We start from the raw sequence: 19,697 nt of genomic DNA, 5'->3' as shown, positions 1-19,697 counted from the left end.
GTAAACGATGTTGAGCTACCCATGTCGGGCGGAAGGGCCGAAAGTACGGGCGATGGTACAACACGAGGCGGATATCGAAGTGACCGTCAATGGCCGTAAGGCGCGGTCTCGCGCCACCACCTTGCAGGCCCTCGTCGCCGAACAAGGCTTTGCGGACGCAAAGGTCGCCACCGCGCTCAACGGAGAGTTCGTGTCCGAGGGACGTCGTGCTACGACACCGCTGAACGGGGGCGACCGGATCGAGATCGTGACTGCCCGACAGGGCGGATAGAAGGACGTTTTCGCCAACTATGAATATCCGCGACAAAAAACTGCACGGAGCGAAGGATCTTTGCATCTACGGCGAAGCGGTCGCGTCGCGGCTTCTGCTCGGGACTGCGGGGTATCCATCGCCGGCGATCTTGAAGGAAGCCGTTACGGCCTCGGCTGCAAACATCGTAACGGTATCCTTGCGGCGCGAAGCGGCCGGGGGCAGGCTGGGCGACCGGTTTCTGGAGATCATCCGCGACCTGGGTGTGCGCGTTCTGCCGAACACGGCCGGGTGCCGCACGGCGCGCGATGCGATTACCACGGCGCAGATGGCGCGCGAACTGTTCGGGACCGACTGGATCAAGCTCGAAGTTATCGCCAATGACGACACTTTGCAGCCGGATGTCTTCGGCCTCGTAGAAGCAGCCGGGGCTCTCGTGCGCGACGGGTTCAAGGTGCTGCCGTATACGACGGAAGATCTTTCGGTGGCTGAGCGCCTGCAGCGGGCGGGCTGCGACGTCATCATGCCGTGGGGCGCACCAATCGGGAGCGGCCGGGGCCTCGCGAATGCGACCGCCCTGAAAAGCCTGCGCGCTTATTTCCCCGATGCAACGCTGATCATCGATGCTGGAATTGGCGCGCCTTCGCACGCGGCCCTGGCGATGGAACTTGGCTACGACGCGGTGCTGCTCAATACCGCCGTTGCGAAAGCCGCAGATCCTGTACGAATGGCGGAAGCCTTCGCGGCGGCGGTCCGTGCTGGCAGCATCGGTTTCGAGGCGGGCCTTATCCCGTCGCGCGACATGGCGGTGCCCTCGACGCCCGTAGCCGGTACGCCCTTCTTTGATCTCGAATAGACAGCGTCAGCATGCTTCCTCATCGCTTTTACCCGATCGTGCCAGACAGCGGCTGGCTCGAGCGTCTCGTGCCGCTCGGGGTCAAGTTCGTGCAGCTGCGCATCAAGGATGCCTCGGCGGGAGAGGTCACTGCGCAAGCCAAACGCGCGGCGGCGGTTTGCCAGGAACAGAACTGCACACTTGTTCTCAACGACTTCTGGGAGGTCGCCCTCGATACCGGTATCCGTTTCATTCACCTGGGTCAGGATGATTTGCGTGCTGCGGACCTAGAGGCCATCAAACTTGCAGGCGTAAAGCTCGGGATATCGACGCATGACGATACCGAACTGGAGCGAGCTTTGGCGGTCGAGCCAGATTATGTCGCGCTTGGGCCCATCTACGAGACGAAGCTCAAGGCCATGCCGTGGGCGCCACAAGGACTCGAAAAAATCGCACAGTGGCGCAAGAGGATCGGGCGACTGCCGCTCGTTGCCATCGGTGGGATCACGCCGGAACGTGCGAAGGGCGTGCTCGATGCCGGCGCAGACAGCTTGGCGGTGATTACCGACTTCATCACCGCTGCCGATCCTGAAGCGCGCGTGCGAGACTGGTTGCGACAATTGCAATCGCCATAAAATGTCGCAAAGTATGTTAACCAGTCGGACCTGCGCCGATCGTTTATGACACTTTTGTGTGGTTCGGATGTGCGGTATCGATCTTACCGCCTTGCTCTGTTCAAAAGAACGTTTTCGCGTATGTCGTATAAATTCAAACTCGACGAGTCCGTTCACAAGGGCTTTCGCCGCATCGCGGGGGAGCAGCTGGAGTCGGCTCTGACGGAACTCGCGGGTCCCGAAGTCGTCGCCGCGAATGTGCACGAGTGCCGAAAATCTCTGAAGCGACTACGCGCGCTCCTCCGCCTGTCCGCGGGCGCAATCGGCAGCAAGGCACAGCGGCATAACAAGGCTCTCGCCGGAATTGCGAAGCTTCTTTCCGAGCGTCGCGACCAGACGGTGATGCTGGACACCATAGCGAAGCTTTCACATCAAAGCGCCGATGATGCTGCTGCGCTGTCTCCGCTCAAGGACAGCCTTGCGGCCCAGGATGGCGCGCAAGGAGAACGGCTGGGGCCGGATGTCGCCGAACAGGCGCGGGGGCTTCTCGCGGGCGAGGCGCGCAAGTTGGCGCGCATTAAGCTTGGGAAACGAGGTTTTGCCGCGCTAGCCGGTGGACTTGAGGCCAGCTATCGGCACGGCCGGAAAGCCCTGAAGCGCGCTTATGGCGAGCCGTCAGACGAAAACTTCCATGAACTCCGTAAAGCCGTGCAATGGCATTGGCGGCAAATGGCACTCCTTTCCAAGGCTTGGCCGGACGAATTCGACGCCCGGGCGAACGCGGCGCGAGAGCTATCTCAGCATTTCGGCGACGATCACGATCTGGCGATTCTGGCGCATTCTGCATCCCAGTCCGCGTCAATGTCCGAGGAGCAAAAGGCGGCCGCGATCGAGGTCTGCAGACGTCACCAGCAGGTGCTCAGGGCGGCTGCCGAATTCGGTGCAAGGCGTCTCTTTACCGAAAAGCCGGGGGCGTTCGTCGGCCGGATCGCCGCCTACTGGCGCTACGGCCACCAATTGGAATCGCAGCTTGAAGTTCCGGCGGAGCCGGGCCAATTAGGGACTGCGGGTCAGGTCAAGGCCGCAGCGGAAAGCGCCGACGCCCCACCTAAGGAGAGGCGTCCCGCTAAGGCGAAGCCCAGGCTGGCCGCACAATCCGAGACTCCGGTCCCGTCGCAACGCCGGGCGTGATCGCTCGGTTTAATCGCGATAGGCGCCGGGAGTGCGGATGAACGAAGTACCGAAACAGCAACGCTTCGATGGCGAGACCGCGCCGTTTCCCGACGGCCATCCAAAAGTCGCGTTTGGACGGATCGGCGTACTTCTCCTCAATCTCGGTACTCCAGACGGCACCGACTACTGGCCGATGCGCCGCTATCTGAAAGAATTCCTCTCCGACGATCGGGTGATTGAAGAGCCGAAGTGGAAGTGGTGGCCCATCCTCAATCTCATCATCCTGACGACGCGGCCTTCACGCAAAGGGCGCGACTACGCCACCATCTGGAATAACGAGAGAAACGAAGGCCCGCTGAAGACCATCACGCGGAGCCAGGCGGAGCAGTTGAAGCTTCGTCTCGCCAACGAACCAAAGATTATCGTCGATTGGGCAATGCGATATGCTAATCCGACGACGGAGAGCCGGATTTTGGCGCTCAAGGAACAAGGCTGCGATCGCATCCTGTTCGTTCCGCTTTATCCGCAATATGCGGCGGCGACAACGGCGACGGCTTGCGATCAGGCCTTCCGCGCGCTGACGAAAATGCGCTGGCAGCCTGCGGTTCGCACCCTGCCGAGCTATCACGATCATCCCGCTTACATCGACGCACTCGCGCGTTCGATGCAAGCGCAGCTCGGTTCACTCGATTTCGAGCCCGAGAAAATCATCGCTACATTTCACGGCATGCCGCAGAAATATTTCATGGCCGGCGATCCCTACCATTGTCAGTGTCAGAAAACGTCGCGGCTATTGCGGGAGAAATTGGGAATTCCGGAAGACCGCTGGCTCACGACATTTCAATCACGCTTTGGAAGCGATCCCTGGTTGCAGCCTTATACCGATATGACGGTCGAGCGGCTGGCAAAGGAAGGCGTGAAGAAAATTGCTCTCGTCGCACCAGGATTTTCGGCCGATTGCCTTGAAACATTGGAAGAGCTGGACGGCGAAAACCGCCACATTTTCGAATCCAATGGCGGGGGAAGATTTGCCTATCTACGCGCTCTAAATGATAGCGCCGAGGGCATGGACGTGATCGAGGCCATCGTGCGGCAGGAACTTGCCGGCTGGATCTGACCGACGCGGAATAAGGACCAACATATCTAATTGCTGTTCACTTAGGCTTTTTATCGCCTGATATCGAGATATTACCCGATCTTTACCGAAAGTTTGTTTCGGGGACTTAAACCCGACGCGCGAATTACCCATTTTGATTTTGATTCGCTCGTGAGGGAGAACGGCAATGTCCGATTTGGGCGGCTTCGGGTTTTTTGGCTTTATTCTGCTGGCTGGCGCGGTTTGGGCGCTGTGGTCGACGGTCAAGATCGTTCCGCAGGGTTCGAACTTCACGGTCGAGAACCTCGGGCGCTACACCCGCACGCTGACGCCGGGAATGCATATTCTCATCCCAATTCTCGAGCACGTCACCCATAAGCTCAACATGAAGGAGCAGGTGATGGACATTCCCAGTCAGGATGTCATCACCCGCGACAACGCGATGGTGAAAGTCGATGGCGTCGCGTTCTATCAGATACTCAATGCGGCGAAGGCCGCCTATGAGGTCGACAATCTCGAGCACTCCATCATCAACCTTACGATGACGAACATCCGTACCGTGATGGGCTCGATGGATCTCGACGAGCTTCTGTCGAACCGCGATCAGATCAATCATCGGCTGTTGCAGGTCGTCGACGCAGCCACCGAGAGTTGGGGCGTGAAAGTCACGCGCATCGAAATCAAAGATATCGCTCCGCCGCGCGATCTCATCGACAGCATGGCGCGGCAGATGAAAGCCGAGCGCGAGAAGCGGGCGCAGATCCTGGAATCGGAGGGCTTGAGGCAGGCCGCGATCCTGAAAGCGGAAGGTGCAAAACAAGCTGTGGTGCTGGAAGCTGAAGGCCGTCGCGAAGCTGCTTATCGCGACGCCGAAGCACGCGAGCGCGCTGCGGAGGCGGAGGCCAAAGCGACCACTTTGGTCTCGGAGGCGATCGCCAACGGCAACGTCCAGGCGATAAACTACTTCGTTGCCAACAATTACATGAAGGCGCTCGAAGCCCTGGCGAAGTCGCCCAACCAGAAAATTCTCATGATGCCGCTTGAGGCTTCTTCCGTGATCGGATCGCTTGGTGGTATCGCGCAGATCGCCGGCGAGGCGTTTGGTGGTGATGCGCTGAAACCGCAGACGGCGCGGACGCCGCGGCCGGGCTCGGTGCCCACGACCTAAAGGCAACGGGGCGTATTTCCAGAGGGAGCGAGCGTCGATGCAGTCACTTACGTCGCTGATCCGAGAGTTCGGTCCATGGCTCTGGTTCGCGCTCGCGGTGCTCCTGTTCGTCATGGAGTCCGTCATACCAGGCGTGCACTTTGTGTGGTTCGGCATATCGGCTCTGGTCGTCGGAGCGATCGCGCTGACCACAAGCTTGGCTTGGGAATGGCAGCTGATCGCCTTCGCGCTCATCGCTATGGCTGCGGTCTTCTGGGTTCGCCAACGCAGCCGCGAAGAATCCGCTCATCCCGATGTTCGGGACCTCAATGTTCGCGGCGCGCAGTATATTGGGCGCCTCGTCATGATCGAGGATGCGATTGTGAATGGACGGGGCAAGGTCCGCGTCGGCGACACCGTGTGGGTCGCCGAGGGCGAGGATGGACCGAAGGGCGCCACCGTCAAGGTGACGGGGGTCGACGGAACTGTTCTCGTCGTCGCCCGCGTTTAGGGCCTGATCTCAGGCTACTCCGGCTCGCAGGAGGTCGTGGACGTGCACGACGCCGACTGGCTTGCCTTTTTCGAGCACGAACAGGGCTGTGATCCGAGACGAGTTGATCAGTTCGAGGGCTGCGGATGCGAGCATCGACGGGGCGATTGTCTTGGGCTTTGCCGTCATGACTTCATCGACCGTCGCTGTCAGCAATTTCGGTCCCATATGGCGACGCAAGTCGCCATCAGTGATGACGCCGACAAGCTTTCCCTTGGCATCCGTCACGCCGACACACCCGAAGCTCTTTTCGGTCATTGCGACCAGCGCATCGGCCATGGACGAGCCGCTTTCAATCAACGGCAGGCGTTCGCCCTTGTGCATGACGTCGGACACGTACTTCAGATTTGCACCGAGCGAGCCGCCTGGATGGAAGATTTTGAAATCGTGCGCGGTGAAGCCGCGAGCATCAAGCAGCGCAATCGCAAGACTGTCGCCGATGGCAAGCTGGATGGTGGTGGATGTCGTCGGCGCGAGGCCGTGCGGGCAAGCTTCTTTGACCTTAGGCAGTTGGAGCACGATGTCGGCCTGCTCTCCGAGCGCGGAATTTGCCTGAGATGTAACGGCCACGAGCGGAACGGCGAAGCGGCGCGAATAGGTGATGATCGGCTTCAGTTCGACCGTTTCACCCGACCAGGAAAAAGCCAGGATAAGATCGGATTGCGTGATCATGCCGAGGTCGCCATGCGAGGCTTCACTCGGATGAACGAAGAAGGCCGGGGTGCCAGTCGAGGCAAAGGTGGCGGCGATCTTCTGAGCGACGTGGCCGCTCTTGCCGATGCCTGTCACGATCACGCGGCCGCTGACCGCTTTGAGACGACGGACGGCTTCGTCGAAGGCTGCTGACATCGGACCAGAGAGTTCGCGGGCGAGCTGCGCGATGCCCTCGGCGCCGAGATTGAGCGTGCGTAGCGCGGACGAAATAGGCGTCGGATCGCCGTTTTCACCGGCCGACGTGCGGCGCTCGCCATCGGGCAATTGAAATGGAATGACCTTCTGCATCCGGTCTTTGATCCCCCACTCGAGTGCAGCGTCCCCTCACCATACGGGAATGGAAAGGCGACGTTAACACTTTTTCGCGCCCAAACGCGGAGTGGATGGTGGAAAGGCGCCACAGAGCGAACAATTAACCAAGGAATCCGGTCCCTCTGGGCGTCTGCGGACGCGCCCTTGCCGCCACGAGATTCCGTGGATGGCGAATTTTTTCGGTCGGCCGCGGACGGCTTTTATTTGGACTGCGAGCCCGGAGGCGATTCGATCCGGGCTCGAGCAAGCGGTTTTAGGCGTTTCCGATGAGCCGCTTCAGGTCGCGGCGGAAATCTTCTGCAAGATCGGTGCGCTCGAGGGCCAGGGCGACGTTGGCAGTCAGGAAGCCGAGCTTGGAGCCACAGTCGTAGATGTCTCCATCGAACCGGACCGCATGGAAGGGCTGATCAGCATCGTTCATCAGCGCAATCATCGAGTCGGTCAGCTGAATTTCACCGCCGGCGCCGCGCTCCTGTTTTTCGAGCAAGGCAAAGACTTCAGGTTGAAGGACGTAACGGCCAGTGATGTGCAGATTTGATGGTGCCGTTCCCGGCTGCGGCTTCTCGATCATTTTCGTGATCTTAGAGACTTTCGACTGAACATCTTTGACGCCCACGATCCCGTACTGGTGCGTTTGGTCTTCGGGCACCGGCGCGACGGCGATCAGGTTTCCGCCTGTCTGTTCATAGGCGCTGATCATATCCGCCAGGCACGAGGTGCGCCCATGATGAATCATATCGGGCAGCAGCAGGGCGAAAGGTTCATTGCCAACCAATTCGCGCGCGCACCAGACGGCGTGGCCAAGTCCGAGCGGCGACTGCTGCCGCGTGAAGCTCGTCTGTCCGGCTTGTGGCAGATCGCGCGTGAGAGCCTCGAGTTCCTTGTTCTTGCCGCGCGAAGCGAGTGTTGATTCAAGTTCGAATTGCTTGTCGAAATGATCCTCGATGACGCCCTTGTTCCGGCCGGTGACGAATATGAAGTGTTCGATGCCGGCGGCGCGAGCCTCGTCGACGACGTGCTGCAGCACGGGCCGGTCGACCACTGTCAACATCTCTTTGGGCACGGCCTTCGTCGCCGGAAGGAAACGCGTGCCAAGACCAGCTACGGGGAAAACGGCTTTGCGAATAGGTTTCTTCTTTACGGCGTTCATAACGTGCTCCGGCGACGCGAATTTGCCGCTCCACAAGGAGGGCATCGGTTCAGTTTAATTCAGGAATGGATGAGAAAGTGCCGTCTAAGGATGTCGAATGGTCTATTTGCACAGGACCGTCGTCTCCATTAGGTCTGAGCCGATCGGTGGGCGGAATCAGCCGCGCACGTGGGTATAGAACTCGGGAGTTCATTGCAACTATGAGCGTGCTTGTCACGGGGGGTGCTGGCTATATCGGCAGCCACATGGTGCTGGAGCTTCTGGATGCAGGCGAAGAAGTTGTCGTCATCGATAATTTGTCTACGGGATTTCGGTGGGCGGTCGATAGCCGCGCGACTTTGGTCGTAGGTGATATTGCCGATAACACCCTCGTCAAGGAAACGATCCTTTCTCACAACGTAAATGCCATCATTCATTTCGCCGGCTCGGTCGTGGTCCCGGACTCTGTCGTGGATCCCCTCGGCTATTATCTCAACAATACGGTGAAATCGCGGGGATTAATCGCTTCCGCCATCGACACGGGCGTGAAGAACTTCATCTTTTCGTCGACGGCCGCCGTCTACGGCAACCCGGAGGAGAACCCGGTGCTGGAGAGCGCCCCTCCTGCTCCCATGTCGCCTTATGGATCTTCAAAGCTGATGACGGAGATCATGCTTTCGGACGCCTCGCGCGCGCATGATTTTCGCTTCGTGGCTCTGCGGTATTTCAACGTGGCAGGCGCGGATCCCAAAGGCCGTTCAGGTCAATCGACACCGCGCGCGACCCACTTGATAAAGGTCGCGTGCGAAACGGCGCTGGGTAAACGGCCGGAACTTGAAATTTTCGGGATCGATTATCCGACGCAGGACGGAACGTGCGTGCGCGATTACATCCACGTGACCGATCTTGCCAACGCGCATTCGGTGGCTTTGCGATATCTACGGGGCGGGGGAGCCTCCGATATATTCAATTGCGGATATTCCAAAGGCTATTCCGTTATCGAGGTGGTCTCCGCCGTGAAGCGGGTGTCAGGGGTCGATTTCAAGGTCGTGTTGTCGCCGCGGCGGCCGGGTGATCCAGCAGCTATCGTTGCCGGCTCTGAGAAGATCCGCGAACGGCTTGGTTGGCAGCCGCAAAATGACGACCTCGAGCAGATCGTTGCCCAGGCATTAAATTGGGAACGGCGGGTGGATGAGCTGAAGGCTGCGGCTCTGGCCGGCTGAGCCGCAAAACCGCCCTGAAAATCGGCCACTTGCTGCTCGGGTCGCCGTTCGCGGAGATTGCGACGATGAAGGAGACCAGTGGCGCAATGCCAGCATTAGTTCGCTTTTTGGGCACGTGGATCGCGGCTTTAGCTCTGCTGCCGTTCTATGCAGCCGCGCCAGTTGCGGCAAAGCCCAGCCAGGATTTCCAATCGTTCATCGCCGGTCTGTGGCCGCAGGCAAAAGCCGCTGGCGTCAGCCGCAAGACGTTTGATGCGGCATTCGCGGGCGTCGAGCCCGATTACACCATTCCTGATCTCGATATTCCGGGCCGCCCCAAGGTCGACAATGCCGGACAGGCGGAGTTTACAAAAACCGCCGCTGATTATCTGTCAAAGCCGTACCTCGAAAAGCTTGCCGTGCAGGGGAAGCAGTTCCTTGCCGAACACAAGGCAGCACTGGAGCGCATCGAAGGGCTGACTGGCGTCGATCGCTATACGCTGGTCGCTATCTGGGGACGCGAAACGGCGTACGGAACCTATCATCCGCCGAACGATGCCATTCGCATGTTGGCGACGCTTGCTTACGTCGGCAAGCGAAAGGAGAAGTTTCAGGAGGAACTTATTGCGGCACTCGTCATGCTGCAGCAGGGCGTGCCGCGTTCCGATATGAAGTCGTCGTGGGCGGGAGCTGTCGGGCTCACTCAGGCGATGCCGACGGAATATCTGAAGTTTGCTATCGACGGGGATGGAGACGGCAAGATCGACATCTGGCGGTCGGTGGCCGATGCGCTTGCCTTCACCGCAAAGCAGCTAGAAGGCAAAGGATGGGTTCGGGGCGCACGGTGGGGGTATGAGGTTGTGGCTCCGGCGCATGCGGATTGCTCGCTCGAAGGACCGCCGGATGCGCGTCCGATCAGCGATTGGGTCAAGATGGGCTTCAAGAAAGCCGGTGGCCGTCCGTTCACGAAGGCGGAACTCGCGTCGGATGCTTATCTGATGATGCCTGCGGGTGCCTATGGGCCGGCATTTCTCGCGGCTCAGAACTTTCGCGTGATCAGGCTCTACAACACGTCTGACCTTTATGCCCTCTTCGTCGGCAATTTGGGTGACCGGATCCGAGGCGAGGGCGAGTTCGTGACACCCTGGAAGTCGTTCGCGCAGCCGAAGACGAAAACGGTCGCAGGTCTGCAGGCCCGCCTGCAGCAACTCGGATTCCCGATGGACAAGGTGGACGGCAAAATTGGTTCGAACACCCGCAAGCAGATCGGCCTGTACGAAAAGGCCAATGGCTTGACGATCGACTGCTGGCCGTCAGACCGCGTATTGGCGCACGCTGATTCACAAGCCGCCGGACGGTGAGGCGGGTCTGAGTGTGGTTGGCGCTTGAGTCGTCAAGCTGTATGCTCTGCGGCGGAATCGGAAGCTCCGGCAATGTTCGGACAGGCGAAAGGCAGATTTCCGCATGAACGCCCTCACGAGGCAGTTCCGAATCTGGCGGACGATGGCGAGCGTCATGCTTGCCATTCTCGTGGCGGCTGCCTTTGTGCCGTGCGCATGGGCGGGCGAGGACGATCAGGCCGGCACCTTTCTCACATCGTTTCCCGACAACGACGTTTATCAGGTGAGCGTTTTCGGCGATGATTTTGCGCGCGGACTCCTAGGTGGACTGACCGTCGCCTTCAATTCCGATGTTCGCTTGAACATCCAGAAGCAGGTGACGCCGATTGCCGGCATCGCGATGCCGAATTTCGACAGCAAGATATCCGCTCTCGAGAAGGCAATCGCCGCCCAGCCGTTCAACATTGCTATCGTCATGACCGGACAGGACGACCGCGTCTCGATCAAGGGCGCGGACGGCAAGCGCCTGCCCATCGGCAGCGAAGCCTGGATGATCGAATATACGCGGCGCGTCGACAGGATGATGCGCGCTTTCAAAACACGCAACGCCGCGGTCTACTGGGTCGGCATACCGAACCTTGGGCGGTCGGACGCCAACGATCTGGCGCAGCGCATCAACGATGTTCTGCGCGAGCGCGCCTATCTCAACGGCTATAAATACGTCGACTCTTATCAGGGGTTCACGGACGAGAACGGCGCCTATTCCGCTTATGGCCCAGACCTCGAAGGTGCGATCCGGCTGCTTCGGTTGCGCGATGGCGTGAATTTCACCGACGCCGGCAATCGGAAGCTGGCGCACTTTGTTGAGAAGGAGCTGCGGCCTGACCTCATCCAGGCCAAGGCCAACCGAAATCTCCCGCTTCTTGGCGCCGAGCCTGAGCAGGCGAAGATCAATCCAGGGAATGCCGTCAAGACGCCTGGGCCGTCTTCTCCAATGGCGCCGGGCGCCGATGCCGCCGCACAGGCGCCAATCGTGCGGGCGAAGGGATACGGCAGCACGCCGGCTTCTTCGGCGACCGACAGCACCGGCGATCAGAAGGAAGACAACGGGAAAATTGTGCTGAAGCTCGTTGGACAAAATGGGCGCGAGGAGACGCAGACCATCCAGATCGTGCGGCCGGCCATACCCGCATCGGTCGTGGCGCTCATGGCGCGGCGCGAGGCATCAGGTCAGCGCGGCGATCTGCTCGTCGACCAGATCGCGGGCGGCCTGACCCTGATGAGTTCGATTTCGCCGTCGGGCAACCGGGATCGCGGACGCCTGTCGCCAACGCAGGCACCATACTTCCGGCTTCTGGTCAAAGGCGAACGCCTGCAGCCCAAGCCTGGGCGTGCCGATGATCTGATTTGGCCGCCTAAGCCCGACACGACTAGCGACGCCAAAACAGCTGAGCCGCCGCCGCGAGGGTAACGCGCTGACGGTCAGCGCGGCAGAACAGTCGATCCCATCAGGAACTTGTCGATCGCATGCGCGGCCTGACGGCCTTCGCGAATGGCCCACACGACCAATGATTGACCGCGTCGAATGTCGCCCGCGCAGAAGAGCTTCGGCGATGTCGCGAGTTTGTAATCCCGATCGGTCGCATCGAGGCCCTTGAACCGTCCGCGGGGAACCACCGGAAGTGCGAATTCCTTGACGATGTCGGTTTCGACCGGGCCAGAAAATCCCATCGCGAACAACACGAGATCCGCGTCGAGAGCGCCTTCGGTGCCTTTTACCGGCTGCAGGTTGCTGTTTACACGCGTGTAGTGAAGCTTCTTCACCTTGCCGTCTTCGCCGGTAAAGCCCGTCGTCGAGATTGAATACTCGGTCTTGGCGCCTTCAGCCTGCGATGAGGAGATACGCAACTTCAACGGCCAATGCGGCCAGGAAAGCGCCTTGTTCTCCTTCTCCGGCGGCATCGGCATAATTTCCAGCTGTGTAACGCTTTTTGCGCCCTGGCGGAACGATGTGCCGATGCAATCCGATCCCGTGTCGCCGCCACCAATCACGATGACGTGCTTGTCCTTCGCCGAGATCTCGTTCGTCTTCGGCTTTTGCGGCTCGCCCGCGTTGCGGCGGTTCTGCTGCGGAAGGAATTCCATCGCGTAGTGCAGGCCGTCGAGGTTGCGGCCCGGAGACTTGGCGAAGAAATCAAACGGTTGCTCGGAGCCGATCGCGATCAGCACTGCGTCGTGCTTGGATTCAAGATACTTGGCCGACAGATCCTGGCCGACGTGGATGCCACAATGGAACGTCACGCCCTCGGCTTCCATCTGCTTTACGCGACGGGCGATGACGTCTTTCTCCATCTTGAAGTCCGGGATGCCATAGACGAGCAGTCCGCCGGGGCGTGCGTTCTTTTCGTAGACGTGCACGTCGTGGCCCGCCCGGGCGAGCTGCTGGGCGGCGGCCAAGCCAGCCGGGCCAGAACCGATGATCGCTACCTTCTTGCCGGTCTTCTTCTCCGGCGGCAGCGGCTGCACCCAGCCTTCTTCCCATGCGCGATCAGCAATGGAGCACTCGATCGTTTTGATCGTGACCGGTTTGTCATCGATATTCAACGTGCAGGAGGCTTCACAGGGCGCTGGGCAAATGCGGCCCGTCACTTCGGGGAAGTTGTTCGTGGAATGGAGATTGTCGGCGGCATCCTTCCAGTCGCCGCGATAGACGAGGTCATTCCAATCCGGGATCTGGTTGTTCACCGGACAGCCGTTGTGGCAATAGGGAATGCCGCAGTCCATGCAACGCGCGGCCTGCTTTTTGATTTCAGGCTCGGAAAGCGGAACGACGAATTCCTTGTAGTGCTTCAGGCGCTCTTCGACCGGACGATACTTGCGATCAGCGCGGTCGATTTCCAGAAAACCAGTCGGCTTGCCCATTCTTCTGTTTCTTCTCTCGTATCTCTAATCCGACGTGCGATCGTTACTGCTTGGCCGCCTCGAGCTCGGCCTCGCGATTGGTTTCGCGGGCTTTGGCGAGTTCCGCCAACGCGCGGCGATACTCGATGGGCATCACCTTCCTGAACTTCGGAAGGTAAGCCTCGAAGTTCTTCAGGATCTCCTGCGCTCGCCTCGAATTCGTATAGTGCGCATGCCGCGAGATGAGCGTGTGTAGACGTTCCACGTCCTGCTCGCGCATGTCGACCATCACGTTGCGAACGGCGATTGCGACATCGCCGCCTTGCTGGGCAAGCTTCTGGAGCGAACCGGCATCGGCGGTGATGGCCTCAAGCTGGACCATCTCCTTGTTGAGGCGGCCATCGAAGTCTCCGGCTTCGTCCAGCACGTAGGCGATGCCCCCGGACATGCCGGCTGCGAAGTTGCGGCCCGTAGGTCCAAGCACGACGACGACGCCGCCGGTCATGTATTCGCAGCCGTGGTCGCCGGTGCCTTCGACGACCGCATAGGCTCCAGAGTTGCGAACCGCGAAGCGCTCGCCGGCGACGCCTCGGAAATAGCACTCGCCGGTGATCGCACCGTAGAGCACGGTGTTGCCGACGATGATGCTTTCCTCGGGAACGATGCTCGATTTCGGATCAGGGCGCACGATCAGCTTGCCGCCGGAGAGGCCCTTGCCGACATAGTCGTTGCCTTCGCCGATGAGGTCGAGCGTGACGCCGTGCGCAACCCAAGCGCCGAACGCCTGACCAGCGGTTCCCTTGAAGGAAATCCAGATGGTGTCTTCCGGAAGGCCGGTATGACCGTAGCGCTTCGCGACCTCGCCTGAGAGCATGGCTCCCGTCGAGCGGTTGACGTTCTTGATTTCGACCTCGGCCTTCACCGGGCGCTTGAGATCGAGCGCCGGCTTCGCCAGCTCGATGAGCTTGACGTCGAGAACCTTGTCCAGGCCGTGATCCTGGCGTTCGCTGTTGTAAATCGCGACGCCTTTCGGCGCGTGCGGCTTGTGGAACAGCTTGGTGAAGTCGAGGCCGCGCGCCTTCCAATGCTCGATGGCGCGGTCTTTATCGAGCTGATCGCTCTGGCCAATCATCTCGTTGAAGTTGCGGAAGCCGAGTTGCGCCATGATCTCGCGGACTTCTTCGGCAACGAAGAAGAAGTAGTTGATGACGTGCTCGGGCTTGCCGGAGAATTTCGCACGTAGCACCGGATCCTGCGTGGCGACCCCGACCGGGCAGGTGTTGAGGTGACACTTGCGCATCATGATGCAGCCGGCAGCGATCAGAGGTGCCGTCGCGAAGCCGAATTCGTCCGCGCCCAACAGCGCGCCAATGACGACATCGCGGCCGGTGCGAACGCCACCGTCAACCTGTACGGCAATGCGGCCGCGAAGCAGGTTGCCGACAAGGGTCTGGTGCGTCTCGGCGAGGCCAATCTCCCATGGCGAACCGGCGTGCTTGATCGAGGTCAGCGGAGATGCGCCGGTGCCGCCTTCCAAGCCGGATATCGTCACGTGATCTGCGCGCGCCTTGGCCACGCCGGCGGCGACGGTGCCGACGCCGACTTCCGAGACAAGCTTTACCGACACGTCAGCCTTGGGATTGACGTTCTTCAGGTCGTAGATGAGCTGCGCCAAGTCCTCGATCGAATAGATGTCGTGGTGCGGTGGCGGTGAGACGAGCGTGACGCCGGGCGTCGAATGACGAACCTTGGCGATCGTCGCATCGACCTTGTGGCCGGGCAGCTGACCGCCTTCACCGGGCTTGGCGCCCTGCGCCATCTTGATCTGCATCATGTCCGAGTTGACGAGATATTCCGTCGTCACACCGAAGCGGCCCGAGGCGACCTGCTTGATAGCCGAGCGCATGGAATCCCCATTCGCCATCGGCTTGAAGCGATCGGATTCTTCGCCGCCTTCACCGGTATTGGAGCGACCGCCGATGCGGTTCATCGCGATGGCGAGCGTCGTGTGCGCTTCACGGCTGATCGAGCCGTAGCTCATCGCGCCGGTAGAGAAGCGCTTCACGATGTTGGCGGCTGGCTCGACTTCCTCGAGAGGAATGGCCTTGCGGCCGAAGCTTTCCGGCGAACGCAGACGGAACATGCCGCGCAACGTCATCAGCTGTTCGGACTGATCGTTGATCGCTTTCGAGAAGTCGCGGAACTTTTGCGGTATCCGGCCGCTCATCGCGTCCTTGTTATCGGTCGAGCGAACGGCGTGCTGGAGGTCCGCCACCGTTCCGGGCCGCCACATATGGGCTTCGCCGCGAACACGGAATGCGTACTCGCCTCCGACTTCCAGAGCGTTGGCGAGAACCGGGATGTCGCCGAAGGCAGCCTTGTGCCGTTCGACGGTTTCACGCGCGATCTCGCGTAGTCCGACGCCTTCCACCTGAGTGTGCGTGCCGGTAAAGTAGCGCTCAACGAAGCTCGAACGCAGGCCGACGGCATCGAAGATCTGCGCACCGCAGTAGGACTGGTACGTCGAGATGCCCATCTTCGCCATGACCTTCAGCATCGCTTTGCCGATAGCCTTGATGAAGCGCTTCTTGACCATCTCCGGCGTTGTGCCTTCCGGCAGCTCGGGGATCATCGTGTAGAGCGTCTCGAATGCGAGATAGGGATTGATCGCTTCCGCGCCATAGCCGGCGAGCGTGCAGAATTGGTTGATTTCGTGCGCTTCGCCCGTTTCGACGACAAGGCCGACGGAGGTGCGCAAGCCCTGCTTGATCAAGTGGTGATGCACGGCGGAGGTCGCGAGTAGCGAGGGTATGGCGATGCGATCCGGTCCGGCGCGGCGATCGGACAGGATAATGATGTTGAACTCCTTGGCGCGAACGTACTCTTCCGCCTCGGCGCAAATGCCATCGAGCGCCGGACCCATGCCGCCTTCGCCCTTTTCGGCCGGATAGGTAATGTCGATGGTGATCGAGTTGAACTCGTTGTCCTTGACCGCGCCGATGCCGCGGATGCGTTCGAGGTCCTCGTTCGTCAGAATCGGCTGATCGACCTCAAGCCGCTTCTGCTTGGAGGTGCCCTGCAAATCGAGAATGTTTGGGCGCGGACCGATGAACGAGACGAGGCTCATCACCAGTTCTTCGCGGATCGAGTCGATCGGCGGGTTCGTGACCTGTGCGAAGTTCTGCTTGAAGTAGGTGTGCAGCAGCTTCGACTTCGACGACAGCGCCGAGATCGGCGTATCGGTTCCCATCGAGCCCGTTGCTTCTTCTCCCTTTTCGGCCATCGGCGTGAGAAGGAACTTGATGCTTTCCTGCGTGTAGCCGAACGACTGCTGGAGATCGAGTAGCGCGACATTCGACTTCGCTGAACCCGCGGTCTTGGCGGGCAACGGCAGGTCGGAGACCTTGATCTGTGTACGCTTCAGCCAGTTCTCGTACGGGTGGCTGGCAGCAATCTGGGCCTTAAGTTCTTCGTCCGAGATGATGCAGCCCTTTTCGAGGTCGATCAGCAGCATCTTGCCGGGCTGCAGTCGCCACTTCTTGACGATGTTCTCCTCATCGACGGGCAGCACGCCAGACTCGGAGGACATGATGACGGTGTCGTCCTTGGTCACGAGATAGCGCGCGGGGCGCAGGCCATTCCGATCCAGCGTCGCGCCGATCTGGCGACCGTCGGTGAAAGCCATTGCAGCAGGGCCGTCCCACGGCTCCATCAAGGACGCATGATATTCGTAGAAGGCGCGGCGGTTCGTATCCATCGTGGGATTGCCGGCCCACGCTTCCGGGATCAGCATCATCGCCGCGTGTGAAAGGCTGTAGCCGCCCATCACAAGGAATTCGAGCGCGTTGTCGAAGCACGCAGTGTCGGATTGGCCCTCATAGGAGATCGGCCAGAGCTTCGAGATGCGATCGCCGAACAGGGGCGAGGACACCGAAGCCTGGCGCGCTGCCATCCAGTTCACGTTGCCGCGCAGCGTGTTGATCTCGCCGTTATGGGCCACCATACGGTAGGGATGCGCGAGCTTCCACGATGGGAAGGTATTCGTCGAGAAGCGCTGGTGGACGAGTGCGAGCGCAGACACGAGGCGCGGATCTGAAAGATCCTTGTAATACGCCTTCACCTGGAACGAGAGGAACATGCCCTTGTAGACGACGGTCCGCGTCGACAACGACACGGTATAATGACCGATGTCACGGCCCTTGTAGGCATCGTGAATTGCGTTGGAGACGACCTTGCGCACCAGATAGAGGTGTCGCTCGAATTCCTCCTGATCGGACATTCTTTCGGGCCGGCGAACGAAGATCTGGCGATGGACAGGCTCGACGTCGCGGACCATGTCAGACAGGCACCCATTCTCCACGGGAACAGTCCGCCAGCCGAGCAGATCCAGGCCCTCTTCCTTCAGGCAACGGGCCCAAACGCGTTCGCAGTGCGCACGCAGCCGTTCGTCGCGCGGCATGAAGATATGCCCAACCGCGTATTGGCCAGGAGCCGGCAACTCGAACCCGAGGGCTGTCGTCTCAGCCGCCAGAAAATCGTGCGGGATCTGTATGAGGATGCCGGCGCCGTCGCCGGACAGCGGGTCAGCACCAACCGCGCCGCGATGCTCGAGGTTTTCGAGAATCTTCAAAGCGCCTTCGACGATGCCGTGCGACCTGCGCCCCTTCATATTGGCGATGAAGCCGACGCCGCAGGCATCTCGTTCGAGCGCTGGATCGAAAAGGCCTTCTGCCGCTGGCCGGGGACCAGAACCAATCTCATCTTCCAGCGGAGACAGGTAACCTTCGCTCATTTCTCGCCTCGTATTGCCAATCGGCCGAAAAATTCAGAACTTCGTATCAGGAGAGGCGCCCGCGCCGGGCGCTGTTCGCGTCCCTAGAGGGCGCAGACGATTAGGCTGCGGACCGCCGTTTTCGGTCCGCTCGCGCTTTCAATCGATCGTTTTTGGAATGAAGCCCGCTGCCGCTGTTACGGCTCTGCAAACTGCATGTCCTGTAATCGCGCACCTTCATTATCTCCCACGCCGCCACTCGGTAGCCGTAAAGCGGCGCTACGGCCGGTCGCCACCACCCAACTGTCCGGATGCGGCCGAGCGGCGCACAAAGGACAGCAATGTTGACCTATCTATCAAATTCTACAGATTTGACACTGCGGCACAAGCGGTAACACGCAACTTGGGCCTCAAGCTTTTCGCCTAGTCCCTGCCGGTCCAGGCAAGAATATTTCTTCGCATGTAAGTCGCGATAAATACAAAACGGCAGCCGCGCCGGAAGCACGACTGCCGTTCCTCGTTAAATGTCCGACACGTGCTTTTTAGGCCGCCTTCGCCTCGAGCTGCTGTACCGGGGCAGAAGCATTAATGGCGATCGTTCGCGGCTTCTTGCTCTCGGGAACGTTGCGTACGAGGTCAACGTGCAGCAGGCCGTTCTCAAACTTTGCGCCCGTCACATCGACGTGGTCAGCAAGCTGGAAACGGCGCTCGAACGCGCGAGCGGCGATTCCACGGTGCAGGTAGGTTTTGCCTTCGGGCTCGGCGGTCTGCTCGCCCGCAACGGAGAGCGTCTGCTCCTTGACTTCGATCTTCAACTCGTCCTGAGCGAAGCCAGCCACTGCCAACGTGATCCGGTAAGCGTTCTCGCCGGTCCGTTCGATGTTATAAGGCGGGTAGGTGGATTCGCTATCGAAGCTGACAGAGCGGTCGAGCGCCTGGAAAAGGCGATCGAAGCCGATAGCGGAACGATAAAACGGGGCGAATTCAGCGTGTCGCATGACATATCCTCCATGAGAAGCGACATGTAAGAACCGGCGTCATGCCGGGACTTTTCAGGTCGTGACCCCGCTTTGCGGCAGCCACGACTGAGAGTTAGGAAGCGGAAAAAACCGCTTCAAGAGGGGTCCCGCCAATTTCGTGTGTTAGCTTCGTTCGCGTACCGTAACGTTCATTTTTGCTTCGCCACGCGACCTCAAGAGCGGCAGATGAAACTCGTTTCCCTCGCGATCAATCCCGTCCCCAGCGGCGCCAAAGTCATCGCCTTCGATGGCTACGATGGCCTGAAGTTGCGGGCGGCCCTGTGGGAGGCGACGCGCGGGCCTTCGCGCGGCACGGTCTGCATTGTCCAAGGGCGTGGGGAGTTCATCGAAAAGTATTTCGAGGTCATCGCCGACCTCAGGCGCCGGGGCTTCGCCGTCGCTACGTTCGATCTGCGCGGCCAGGGTGGGTCAGAACGGGTGTTGTCGAACAGGCGCAAGGGCCACGTTGTCGGGTTCACCGAGTATGATCGCGATCTTGCAATTTTCATCGACGAGATCGTGCGGTCAACGTTGCCAAGTCCCATCATCGGGCTCGGCCATTCCCTTGGCGGAAACATCCTATTGCGGGGTGCGCAAGACGAGACCAGTCCTTTTTCGCGCATGATCCTGATGGCGCCGATGAT

16 protein-coding genes are annotated in these 19,697 nt (G+C 60.1%); 11 read left to right on the top strand and 5 right to left on the bottom strand.

Going from position 1 to position 19,697, the window contains the following annotated elements:
• The first annotated feature begins 52 nt into the window (after positions 1-52).
• The 7 genes from thiS (at position 53) to EKK30_RS07055 (ending at position 5,626) form a co-directional block, all read left to right on the top strand.
• A complete protein-coding gene (thiS, locus tag EKK30_RS07085; RefSeq protein ID WP_290982362.1) occupies positions 53-271 on the top strand; it encodes a sulfur carrier protein ThiS in 219 nt (72 codons plus the stop codon).
• A gap of 19 nt (positions 272-290) precedes the next feature.
• On the top strand, positions 291-1,106 hold the full coding sequence (locus EKK30_RS07080) for a thiazole synthase (protein ID WP_290982359.1): 816 nt from the start codon (positions 291-293) through the stop codon (positions 1,104-1,106).
• Positions 1,107-1,117: 11 nt separating this feature from the next.
• Positions 1,118-1,720 (top strand): thiamine phosphate synthase, encoded by a 603-nt coding sequence (locus EKK30_RS07075; RefSeq protein ID WP_290982357.1) that lies wholly within the window; start codon positions 1,118-1,120, stop codon positions 1,718-1,720.
• 120 nt (positions 1,721-1,840) lie between these two features.
• Positions 1,841-2,890: a CHAD domain-containing protein gene (locus EKK30_RS07070; RefSeq protein ID WP_290982354.1), complete on the top strand. Its 1,050-nt coding sequence runs from the start codon at positions 1,841-1,843 to the stop codon at positions 2,888-2,890.
• A gap of 37 nt (positions 2,891-2,927) precedes the next feature.
• Positions 2,928-3,989: a ferrochelatase gene (gene hemH / locus EKK30_RS07065; protein ID WP_290982351.1), complete on the top strand. Its 1,062-nt coding sequence runs from the start codon at positions 2,928-2,930 to the stop codon at positions 3,987-3,989.
• 166 nt (positions 3,990-4,155) lie between these two features.
• Complete coding sequence (locus EKK30_RS07060) at positions 4,156-5,136, top strand: SPFH domain-containing protein (protein ID WP_290982348.1); 981 nt, start codon at positions 4,156-4,158, stop codon at positions 5,134-5,136.
• Positions 5,137-5,173: 37 nt separating this feature from the next.
• Positions 5,174-5,626 (top strand): NfeD family protein, encoded by a 453-nt coding sequence (locus tag EKK30_RS07055; RefSeq protein ID WP_290982346.1) that lies wholly within the window; start codon positions 5,174-5,176, stop codon positions 5,624-5,626.
• Between the two features lie 9 nt (positions 5,627-5,635).
• On the opposite strand, the gene EKK30_RS07050 is transcribed toward EKK30_RS07055, so the two are convergent.
• Positions 5,636-6,667 (bottom strand): KpsF/GutQ family sugar-phosphate isomerase, encoded by a 1,032-nt coding sequence (locus EKK30_RS07050; protein WP_290982343.1) that lies wholly within the window; start codon positions 6,665-6,667, stop codon positions 5,636-5,638.
• Between the two features lie 277 nt (positions 6,668-6,944).
• The gene (gene galU, locus EKK30_RS07045) at positions 6,945-7,841 is read right to left on the bottom strand and encodes a UTP--glucose-1-phosphate uridylyltransferase GalU (RefSeq protein ID WP_290982340.1); all 897 of its coding nucleotides are present in this window, start codon (positions 7,839-7,841) and stop codon (positions 6,945-6,947) included.
• Between the two features lie 200 nt (positions 7,842-8,041).
• On the opposite strand from galU, the gene galE reads away from it, so the two are divergent.
• The 3 genes from galE (at position 8,042) to EKK30_RS07030 (ending at position 11,833) form a co-directional block, all read left to right on the top strand.
• Positions 8,042-9,043 (top strand): UDP-glucose 4-epimerase GalE, encoded by a 1,002-nt coding sequence (gene galE / locus EKK30_RS07040; RefSeq protein ID WP_290982337.1) that lies wholly within the window; start codon positions 8,042-8,044, stop codon positions 9,041-9,043.
• Between the two features lie 86 nt (positions 9,044-9,129).
• The gene (locus tag EKK30_RS07035) at positions 9,130-10,383 is read left to right on the top strand and encodes a lytic murein transglycosylase (protein WP_290982332.1); all 1,254 of its coding nucleotides are present in this window, start codon (positions 9,130-9,132) and stop codon (positions 10,381-10,383) included.
• Between the two features lie 103 nt (positions 10,384-10,486).
• On the top strand, positions 10,487-11,833 hold the full coding sequence (locus EKK30_RS07030) for a DUF459 domain-containing protein (RefSeq protein WP_290982329.1): 1,347 nt from the start codon (positions 10,487-10,489) through the stop codon (positions 11,831-11,833).
• Between the two features lie 11 nt (positions 11,834-11,844).
• Here the strand turns inward: EKK30_RS07030 and EKK30_RS07025 are convergent, their stop codons facing one another.
• From EKK30_RS07025 to EKK30_RS07015, 3 genes are all read right to left on the bottom strand, one after another.
• Positions 11,845-13,284, bottom strand: a complete 1,440-nt coding sequence (locus EKK30_RS07025; protein WP_290982325.1) for a glutamate synthase subunit beta — start codon at positions 13,282-13,284, stop codon at positions 11,845-11,847.
• A gap of 43 nt (positions 13,285-13,327) precedes the next feature.
• Positions 13,328-18,055 carry a glutamate synthase large subunit gene (gltB, locus tag EKK30_RS07020; protein WP_290982322.1) on the bottom strand — a complete coding sequence of 1,576 codons (4,728 nt, stop codon included), beginning with the start codon at positions 18,053-18,055 and terminating at the stop codon, positions 13,328-13,330.
• Positions 18,056-18,576: 521 nt separating this feature from the next.
• Positions 18,577-19,032, bottom strand: a complete 456-nt coding sequence (locus tag EKK30_RS07015; RefSeq protein ID WP_290982320.1) for an Hsp20 family protein — start codon at positions 19,030-19,032, stop codon at positions 18,577-18,579.
• Between the two features lie 207 nt (positions 19,033-19,239).
• On the opposite strand from EKK30_RS07015, the gene EKK30_RS07010 reads away from it, so the two are divergent.
• The coding region (locus EKK30_RS07010; protein WP_290982317.1) for an alpha/beta hydrolase at positions 19,240-19,697 on the top strand (458 nt) is incomplete at its 3' end.

The sequence above is a fragment of the Hyphomicrobium sp. genome (genome assembly GCF_003987855.1).
Taxonomy (GTDB): domain Bacteria; phylum Pseudomonadota; class Alphaproteobacteria; order Rhizobiales; family Hyphomicrobiaceae; genus Hyphomicrobium_B.
Note: the sequence above shows the minus strand (reverse complement) of the source record. Positions and strands in the feature narration are given on the sequence as shown.

Coding starts and splice junctions, on each gene's coding strand:
- thiS (WP_290982362.1), top strand. CDS start 53: ATGGTACAACACGAGGCGGATATCGAAGTGACCGTCAATGGCCGTAAG.
- EKK30_RS07070 (WP_290982354.1), top strand. CDS start 1,841: ATGTCGTATAAATTCAAACTCGACGAGTCCGTTCACAAGGGCTTTCGC.
- galU (WP_290982340.1), bottom strand. CDS start 7,841: ATGAACGCCGTAAAGAAGAAACCTATTCGCAAAGCCGTTTTCCCCGTA.
- EKK30_RS07075 (WP_290982357.1), top strand. CDS start 1,118: ATGCTTCCTCATCGCTTTTACCCGATCGTGCCAGACAGCGGCTGGCTC.
- EKK30_RS07035 (WP_290982332.1), top strand. CDS start 9,130: ATGCCAGCATTAGTTCGCTTTTTGGGCACGTGGATCGCGGCTTTAGCT.
- EKK30_RS07015 (WP_290982320.1), bottom strand. CDS start 19,032: ATGCGACACGCTGAATTCGCCCCGTTTTATCGTTCCGCTATCGGCTTC.
- EKK30_RS07030 (WP_290982329.1), top strand. CDS start 10,487: ATGAACGCCCTCACGAGGCAGTTCCGAATCTGGCGGACGATGGCGAGC.
- EKK30_RS07055 (WP_290982346.1), top strand. CDS start 5,174: ATGCAGTCACTTACGTCGCTGATCCGAGAGTTCGGTCCATGGCTCTGG.
- hemH (WP_290982351.1), top strand. CDS start 2,928: ATGAACGAAGTACCGAAACAGCAACGCTTCGATGGCGAGACCGCGCCG.
- EKK30_RS07060 (WP_290982348.1), top strand. CDS start 4,156: ATGTCCGATTTGGGCGGCTTCGGGTTTTTTGGCTTTATTCTGCTGGCT.
- EKK30_RS07080 (WP_290982359.1), top strand. CDS start 291: ATGAATATCCGCGACAAAAAACTGCACGGAGCGAAGGATCTTTGCATC.
- galE (WP_290982337.1), top strand. CDS start 8,042: ATGAGCGTGCTTGTCACGGGGGGTGCTGGCTATATCGGCAGCCACATG.
- EKK30_RS07050 (WP_290982343.1), bottom strand. CDS start 6,667: ATGCAGAAGGTCATTCCATTTCAATTGCCCGATGGCGAGCGCCGCACG.
- gltB (WP_290982322.1), bottom strand. CDS start 18,055: ATGAGCGAAGGTTACCTGTCTCCGCTGGAAGATGAGATTGGTTCTGGT.
- EKK30_RS07025 (WP_290982325.1), bottom strand. CDS start 13,284: ATGGGCAAGCCGACTGGTTTTCTGGAAATCGACCGCGCTGATCGCAAG.